This window comes from Paenibacillus sp. AR247, from assembly GCF_002968895.1.
Taxonomy (GTDB): Bacteria; Bacillota; Bacilli; order Paenibacillales; family Paenibacillaceae; genus Paenibacillus_AQ; species Paenibacillus_AQ favisporus.
The window spans coordinates 740,851-749,767 of sequence record NZ_PCZT01000009.1 but is presented as its reverse complement, the minus strand read 5'-3'; the positions used below and the strand labels follow the sequence as shown (position 1 = coordinate 749,767).

Below are 8,917 nucleotides of genomic sequence, written 5' to 3'. Positions count from 1 at the left end.
ATCCGTTTAAAACGCTGGAGAAGGCAAGGGATGCCATCCGGAAGCTTAAAGCGAAAGATGGCCTGCCCGCCGGCGGCGTGACGGTGTATCTGCGTGAAGGGCGGTACGAACGATCAGGCAGCTTTGATTTGAAGGAGCAGGATTCCGGCGAAGCCGGGAAGCCGATTAAGTATACGGCTTATCCAGGCGAAAAGGTGACCTTGTCCGGATCGAAACGCATTGAAAAATCCGCCTTCACACCGGTCACCGATCAAGCGATTCTTAACCGGATCATCAGTCCCGAGGCGAGACAAAAAGTGCTGGTGGCCGACTTGGCAGGCCAGGGGATTACCGATTACGGTGAGCAAAGCCGCCACGGCTACTATCTTGCCAACGATCTGAGCAAAGTCCCACCGATGGAGCTGTACGTCAACGGGCAGGGAATGACCTTGGCGAGATGGCCGAACCAAGGGACGGTACAGATGGATGAAATCATCGATCCGGGCCCGACGCGGAAAGATCCGAACGGGGAGGTTCATACGCGCGGAGGAACTTTTTCGTATACGTATGACCGGCCACAGTACTGGACCCAGGCGGACGATATTTGGCTGGACGGAATATTCGGCTACAGCTGGGAATGGTCCTACAACAAAATCGCCTCCATTGACACAGCCGCCAAAACCATCACCCTCCGCTACGGAGAGATGAGCGGCCTGCTCAAAAACTGGTATCCGGATTTTCATTTTGCGCAAAACCTGCTGGAAGAGATCGATATGCCGGGCGAGTATTACATCGACCGCCAGGCGGGAAAGCTGTACTTTTTGCCGAACGCTGAATTTACAGCGGCGAATCCGACGATCGAGGTTACGATGCTGAAAACGCCGATGATCAATGCGCTGAACGCTTCGTACATCGACTTTTCCGAGCTGGTCATGGAAGATGGACGCGACTCGGCAGCGGTTATTATGGGCGGCAGCCATGTGCGTATTCTGAACAGCGAAATCCGCAACTTCACGAACAGCGGCGTGTTGGTCAATACGCAAAGCCGGTTCTACTATAATGATTTTCAGGGCGTACCGGGAACGGATCATGCCATTGTCAGCACGCACATCCACCATATCGGCGGGACCGCGGTCACGCTGACGGGTGGCGACAAAACGACACTGCAGCCGGGAAACAACGTCGTTGAAAATTCGCACATTCATGATTTTGCTTATTACCATAAAGCTTACAATCCGGGCGTTCTTCTCTCCGGGGTCGGCAACCGTATGGCGCATAACGAGCTGCATGACGCGCCTCATCCCGGCGTGCTGATCTTCGGCAACGACCATGTCGTAGAGTACAACAACATATACGATGTGTGCAAAACCTTCTCGGATCTCGGGGCTATTTACATGAACGCGGGCGAAACACCGCAGCAGCGGGGTACCGTCATCCGCAGAAATTATTTTCACAATATTGGAGAAAGCAAGGCCGGCGTGGAGGGCGTCTATCCCGACAATTTCACCATGGGGCTTCAGATCGACGAAAACATTTTCTACAAAATGGGCAACTCGGCGATCAAAAACAACGGCGGCGCACATATTTTGTCCCGCAACAATATTTTCGTAGACAGTAAAGTTCCGTATGATTACGCGGACATCTACCTTGGGGATCAGCCGGACAATCAAATCCCGAAAAATTACATGCCAAAATGGCAGGCGCTGTTCGCCGCCAACAACGATTTTGTAGGCACGCCTTATTTGACCAAGTATCCAGAGCTGGCCAACTTCTTTACAGAAAACCGTTATTATCCCGATACGAACACGTTCCAGGGCAATGTCATCTACAACCCGACCATTCCACGCAGCACGACGACCAATGCCGACGGAGCGTATGACAAATTCGGGCTGGTTCAGTATGCCAATAACTTCGTTACGACGGAGGATCCGGGCTTTGTGGACCTGGCGGGCGGAGATTTGTCCTTGCGGCCGGATGCGGCTGTATTCAGCGCCATACCTGGCTTTCCCAACATCCCGTTCGGAGAAATCGGCATTAACGGCCGAGCCGGCACCAGCACAGGTCAGGACAGCCATCCTGTCCAAGGGGTTGCCGTGTACAACGACGATGTGACGGTCGACCGTTGGAAAACGGTCAAACTGCAAACCGCGGTCCTGCCGTGGAACGCAGATCATCTGGATGCTAACCGGAGCATCGTGAAAGTAGATGAAAACCGCTGGTATAAGTTACTTAACGGCGCGTCCGCGCTGAGCAGCAAAAAGTTCTCCGATTATGAGCTGACCTTCAAGCTGAAGACGCCGGCGACCATCGGCGAAAACGCAACGCTATATATTTTTGACCGCCAGGCGGGCAACGGTTCAAGCCGCATTGGATATAAAACCCGGGCCGACGGAACGTCGTCATGGCTGCTGTACAATTCGGCGTGGTCCGTGCTGAAGGAAGTCAAGATGCCTGAGCATGATTTGAAGCCGGGCACGGAGTATGCCGTCAAAATGCTCGTCAAGGGCGGCGACATCAGCATGTACTTGAACGGCGAGTTCCGGATGAAAGGCACCGATCCGGGACATAACCCGGAGGGTCAAGTCGGGTTCTACGTTAACAACGTCAGCGACATGATGTTCGATGACATCCAGTTCAAGGCGCTGACCACCGTTCTGGCCGGTATTATCCCGGCGGATAACAAAATTCGGCTGGCTGCCGGAGAGAGCAAGCAGCTCCAGCTGACGTTTGATCCCGCGGATACGCCGGATACGGATGTGACCTGGCAATCCGCGAACCCTTCGGTGGCCGAAGTGAACGACACAGGTGTCGTGAGCGCCGTGTACGAGGGCGAAACGGTCATCACGGCCGAATCCAAGGTAAACCCGCTGATCAAGGCGGACATCGCGGTCACCGTCTCAAACATCATGCATGAGACCGATTTTGAAACCGGAGGAAACGGCTGGCCCGTCGATCCCAATCGCAGCATTGCAGCCGATCCGGACGGGAACCGCCGCTATAAAATCTTAAACGGCGCCACCGGCCTGCTCGACCGAAACTTCTCGTCCTACCAGCTTGAGTTCAAGCTGAAGACGCCTTCCGTCATGCCGAATGACGGGGTGCTGTACATTTTTGACCGCCAGGACGCCGCAGGCTCAACGCGAATCGGCTACAAAACAAAGGCTGACGGCACGTCGGCATGGATGCTGTACGACACCGCCTGGCAGAAGATCAAGGAAGAGGCTCTGCCCGCGCAAGACCTGCAGCCGGATACGGAATATGGCGTCAAGGCGGTCGTCAAAGACGGCGACATCCAGCTCTATGTGAATGGGGAACTGAGGCTGTCCGGCACCGATCCGGGACATAAACCTTCCGGCAAAGTCGGCTTTTATGTGAGCGGATTCGATTACATGCTGTTCGACGACATTCGTTTCTCGGTAGTGCCTTAAAGCTTACTGGTGTTTAAGGGTTTCTTCGGCGCTCTCTCCCTGCATGGAGGGGGCGCTTTTACAATTCCAGGTCCAGTGCAGCAATCAAGAGGTTCAATTCAATTCTATTCAAGGACAATACGGTATACCTTCCATGGCAAAATCGTGCTAAATGTGAGCAGCGCAAAATTCATGGATAAGCGCGATTCTCGGATACCTAAAGATTTTTAGCACGGCAAAACCAAAAACCACCTCAAGGAGGGACAACATGATTCGATGTTTATTTCGAGCCGTTTGGAACGGAGAAGGCAGTCCGCCCTCTTTTTTTCGAGCCCAGGAAAGAGAGCATTCGCTTACCGATGCGATGGAGCGGCTTCAGGTCGCCAATCTAAGCCTATTTGCCGATCAAAAACAGCTGTTTCTATATTATGAATGTCTGGACACGCCGGTTCTCCCGGAAAGCTTGCTGGCTGAAACCGGAGAGCAGCTGGCTGAATGGCCGGGAGGCGCACCGGGAAGACGTTGGGTACCGATGACTGATATTTTTCATTACCAGCACCCTGTGTCGAATTCGCAGTGGGCCCGTGTCCATAAGGAACGCACACCATACGGAAGAATCGCTCTGCTAAAGCCGGAGCAAACGGCAAGCTATATATATTATCACTACCAATACCAGGAGGAAAAGCCGGGGGACGGCGATAAGTACGGCATGATCGGCATGCACGAGAATGTTTTGTTTTTCTATTCGGAGCTGCCGGAGACGATCACGCCCGTGCTCTATGAGGGTCGATTGAAAACGTCGTTGAAGCCTGAAAACTGGGCCGAGGTGATGGAGCCCCATTTTATCAAGTGGGAGGGGGCTCCTGACGGGCAGGACATTTGGCGCAAGCTGATGCTTGTGCTAGAAGCGCGCTGCCCGGCCGGAAGAAGGGGTGAACAACATGCGTAACTCGCTATGTCTGAACGGAGATTGGGATTTCATGCCGCTGTACGATCAGCCCCAATCCCGCAAGCTGCCGGAGAACATCGTATACTATCAGCACAAAGTTCAGGTCCCATCCAGCTGGAGAAGGACCTACAAGCAGGGCACCGGCCGGTCGTTCGGGAACATTCCCGAATACGGATATGTTCCGATGGACCTGTTCGATTATCCGAAGGAATGGGACGCCGCCGAGGCGGGCGTGCTGCACCGGAGCTTCCGGCTTCCGGACCACATGGCCGGCCAGCGGATTGTGCTGCGCCTGGACGGCATCATGCAGAAGGCTGTTATCTATTTGGACCGGGAGGAAATCGCCGTATGGGAGGACGGCTACCTGCCGCTCAGGCTGGATATTACCTCCCGGGTGCAGGCGGATCGTGAACACCACCTGCACATCGTTTGCGGGAGCTTTGACCGCGTGACCCTTCCGTCCGGATCGCAAAAAGTGACCGGCCTTACCGGTTCCTGGTTCGGCACCGTTTGCCGCGGCATTTGGCAGGATGTTTATTTGGAAGGTTATCCGGAATTGTCGCTGGAGGATGTCAGCATCCGCACGTCCGTCCGGAAAGGGAAACTGGAGGTGCATGCGATTGCCGGAGGAGCTTCCACCGAGATAGAGCACAATTCGGGAGAAATGGAGCAGAATACGGTTCAAGTCAGGCTTGTCGTACGGGAGCTTGGCGTGTTGAGCGGGAATGAGCATCATGTGGAGCATGCCCAAGCATCCTCGACTCATCCGGATCCAAACCCGGTTCTTGCAGCGAGTGCAGCGGCCGTTTCTGTTGACGGTGCCGTTATTCAGCTGCCAAGGCTGTGCGAAAACGAGCGGGACGGGACAGCATACCACGCCTCCTTCATACTGGATTGGACAGACGCCCATCAATGGAGTCCGGATTCCCCATTCCTCTATCGGGCGGAGCTTGAGCTGCTAGTGGATGAGCGGAGCATCGACCGCTGTCATATTACGTTCGGGTTCCGGGAGTTCTGGTGCGAAGGACCGCAGTTTGTCCTGAACGGCATTCCGATCAATCTGCGCGGAGATTCCTGGCATTTTCAAGGCGGGGTGCAGCAGACGGAAGCCTACATCCGGAACTGGTACCGGATGTGCCGCTCCGTCGGCGTGAACAGCATCCGGCTGCATGCCGAGCCGTACCCTGAGGACTACGTGCGCATCGCCGATGAAGAAGGCATGCTCATTGTGGATGAAACCGCGATATACGGCTCGGGCAAATCGATGCAGGCAGACCATCCGGCTTACCTGGAAAACTGCCGGACCCATGTCCGCCGCCTTGTGCAGCGGGACAAAAACCACCCGTCCGTCATCTTGTGGAGCGTACAAAATGAGATGCGCTGGGTCGACGGGCGCGACGGTTTCAAAACGCATATTCCCGGCCTGATGGCCGCCATCCGCGAGCTGGACCCGACGCGGCCGATTCTTGCTGAAGGAGACAACCGTCTTCTGTCGAAAGAAGATACGGAAGTGGAGAGCCGCCATTACAATATCGACGGCACGATCGGCCAGTGGGACCGTGACGTTCCGCTAACGTTCGGCGAGCATGGCGGGTGGTGGTACATCTGCCCGCAGAACAGCAGTATGTATGTTGGACTGCGAGCTTACTGCGGGACAGATGAGAGCACGGCGGGGCTTGCCGAAAAAGAGCGGCTGTTTGTGGAATATGCCCGGCGTCAGGGCGTATCCGGCCTTTCGACCTTCAACTTTGCGCATTATTTCATGCGGGCTATGCCTGACCGGGACGTGATCTTACCGCCGGCCGGTCAAGGCGAACTCGGCCAGCCCGGCGTAAAGCCGAAGCGGATCCCCGCCTATTCACTGACCTTGAACAACGGTCTGCTGCCTGAAGAGTATCCGGCTTATTCTCCAAATCCAGCCTTTGCCATCATGGCCAGAGCATTCAAGCCGGCCACCATCATCGCCGCCGAATACAATCGCTGTTTTTACGATGATGCGCCGGTTCACCGCAGCTTCGACGTGTACAATGATACCCTTGCGGCGCAGGACGTCCGGGTGGAATGCAAGATCAGGCAGGGAGGGAGGCTGGTTCACGAGCAAAGCTTTGACTTCCGACAAGCTCCGGCTGAGCACCAAATCATCTCGCTGCAATGGACCCCGGAATCTGTGGATGCAGAAGAACGGGCTGAGCTGACCGCGCAACTGATGCATGACGGGCAGCTTGTGCATGAGCTGCGTATCGAATACAGATTGGTACCCGCCAGGCTGCGCAGCGAAGCGGTAGAAGTCGGCAGGGAAGCATTCTTTTGGGGGCCGGCCGGCGAGTATGACATGATCCGCCGGATGATCCCTGAATGCGCAGCAATAGAGCGGGAAAGCTTGGCCGGACTGCCAGCGGACAGCTTACTCATCCTCGGCACCTATGCCGAGGATGCGGACGGCGGGCTGGAGGCGCTGCTGAAGGCATTCGTGGAACGCGGCGGCCGTCTCATTCTGCTGGAGCAAAACCAGCTGTCGCTCGGCAAGCTGACGCTGTCACGCAGGCCTTTCATCCGTGCCCATGCTGGCAGCTACAGCCATCCGGTTCTGAAGGGAATCGGCGACGAGGATTTAATGTTCTGGCATGAGGAGCTGCGGGAAGAAGGACCGCTGCCGATCATTCATGCGGCCTTTGAAAAGCCGGTCATCGGCGACTTTACGCTGCTGCTCGAATGCGGTGCAGGCGATTTCGGAGACGGTGGAGACTTGTGGTCGCCGCTGCTGGAATACCGCAGCGGCACAGGCATGTTTATCGCGAGCCAGCTCGATCTGATGGCGAACGTCGCGCGCGTTCCGCAAGCCTGCCTGCTGCTGCGGAACCTGATCGCCTACGCCGGGCGCGCCGATGTCNCGGGCGCAGGCGAAACCGCCCGCACGGCCGCGCTGGTACGCGCCGGCGGAGCGGCCGCAGCTTTCCTCGACAAGCTGCGACTGAACTACACGGCGCTTGGCGAAGCAGCGCCGCTTCTGGCGTCGGCGGGCGCAGCCGCCGCGCAAGGGGTGCCGGCGCAGGGCATCGCCCCGGCGCCGGACGCAGGCGGGCATGGCCGGCATGCTGCCATGCCGCCCGGGCAGGGCTTCGGCCTGCTGGTGGCCGAAGCCTGCCTGCTTGAGGCGCCGGGCGCGGCCGAGGCCGTCCGGCGCCACGCCGAAGCCGGCGGACGCGTGCTCGTCCTGCCGGCGGAAGCCCCGCAGCAGGCGGCGCTGGCGCGCCTGCTGGACCACCCCGTGCGGGTAGCGCCGCACGAGGCGTATCACTTGGCGGCGGATGACGGCGCCGCCATGCGCGGCATCAGCCCGGTTGACCTGTTCGGCTACGACAAGGTATTCTTGTCGCCGCGCGACGTGGTCAACCGGGTGCTGGCCAGCCACAAAATCGAAGCACCCGGCACGGAGGTGCTGTGCCGCAGCGTGGAAGGCACCGCCTGGAAGGACTACTTCGTGAACGGCTACACGGCGGAGTACAGCCGTTTGGCGCTGGTGGAACTGAATCGCTCTAAGGCCGTGCCTGCAGGGGCATTCGTGATCGAAGCCAAGATTGGCGAGGGAAGCGTGGTATGCTCTCAGCTGCTGCCCGATCCCGGCAGCGACAAGGCACTGCGCCTGTATTCACGCCTGCTCGCCAATCTTGGAGCTGCCTTCGATGACGGCTTGCTTATTAGCGAGAAGGGAGATGCACAGTGGTCCGTGGAAGCGGTGATGGCACTGCCTTGTCCGCCGTATGTCGATTACGAAGCGATGAAGACTTACCACACGGACCCTGAATTTTCGTTGAACAATTTGGGCGAAGGCTTGTACGGATGGATGCAGAAAAAGGAACGGCGCCCGGATGACGGCATGCTTCGCATAGCGGACGCTGGAGACACGCCATGGTTCCTCAGCTGTTTCATCCTCGTGCCCGGGAAGGAAAACGAGATGCGGCAGGGGAAGCTGCGGATCAACACCGAGGCGTGGTTCGAGATCTATATAAACGGCGAGAAGGCTGCAAAGCCTGATCAGGAATTGATTTTGATAGGTGGGCTAAACCGGCTCATCGCCATCGTTCGCGGGACACAAGGAGACCTTCTCTTCGGCATGACTTTCCTGAATCGGGACGGTACGTACATGAAGGATCTGGCGTTCCGCCTGACGCTGGACGAAGTCGAGCCGAAATAGGCAGGTACGCAGGCGTGCTGCCGATTAGGATTAAATGCAACTTTATAGGGAGGCTTCTTCCCGCAGAACCAACACGGAACCCTTACTTCATCATTTCTCAGGAGGTTGTTATGATCTGGAGCGCAACGATCGAGCAAACGCTATTAACCACGAAAGCCAACATCGCACGCTTTCATGGTCAATTTCCGCATGTCAGCCACGGAGATGGCAAATATCAGCTGGTGAATCATACTGATTGGACGGAAGGCTTCTGGGCCGGCATTTTANGGTTGAGTTACGAATACAGTAAAGATCCGGATATCTACCAAGCAGCGGTCCAAAGCGTCCGTTCTTTTCAGGAGAGGCTGCAGCAGGAGAGCCACTTGCAGCACCACGATATCGGCTTCC

General features: G+C 56.8%; 3 protein-coding genes. All 3 read left to right on the top strand.

Annotation, left to right across the window (positions count from 1 at the left end; all coding sequences use genetic code 11):
* On the top strand, nt 1-3,407 hold a 3,407-nt coding region (locus CPT76_RS11485; RefSeq protein ID WP_105443013.1), incomplete at its 5' end, for an Ig-like domain-containing protein.
* A gap of 247 nt (nt 3,408-3,654) precedes the next feature.
* Entirely contained in the window at nt 3,655-4,335 is a 681-nt protein-coding gene (locus CPT76_RS11480) for a hypothetical protein (protein ID WP_258168318.1), read from the top strand.
* On the top strand, nt 4,328-8,530 hold the full coding sequence (locus CPT76_RS11475) for a glycoside hydrolase family 2 protein (RefSeq protein WP_105443012.1): 4,203 nt from the start codon (nt 4,328-4,330) through the stop codon (nt 8,528-8,530). Before CPT76_RS11480 ends, CPT76_RS11475 begins: the two co-directional genes overlap by 8 nt.
* Nucleotides 8,531-8,917 lie beyond the last annotated feature (387 nt).

Bases quoted from the DNA above. Each gene is read 5' to 3' on its own strand.
- CPT76_RS11480 (WP_258168318.1), top strand. From the start codon at position 3,655: ATGATTCGATGTTTATTTCGAGCCGTTTGGAACGGAGAAGGCAGTCCG.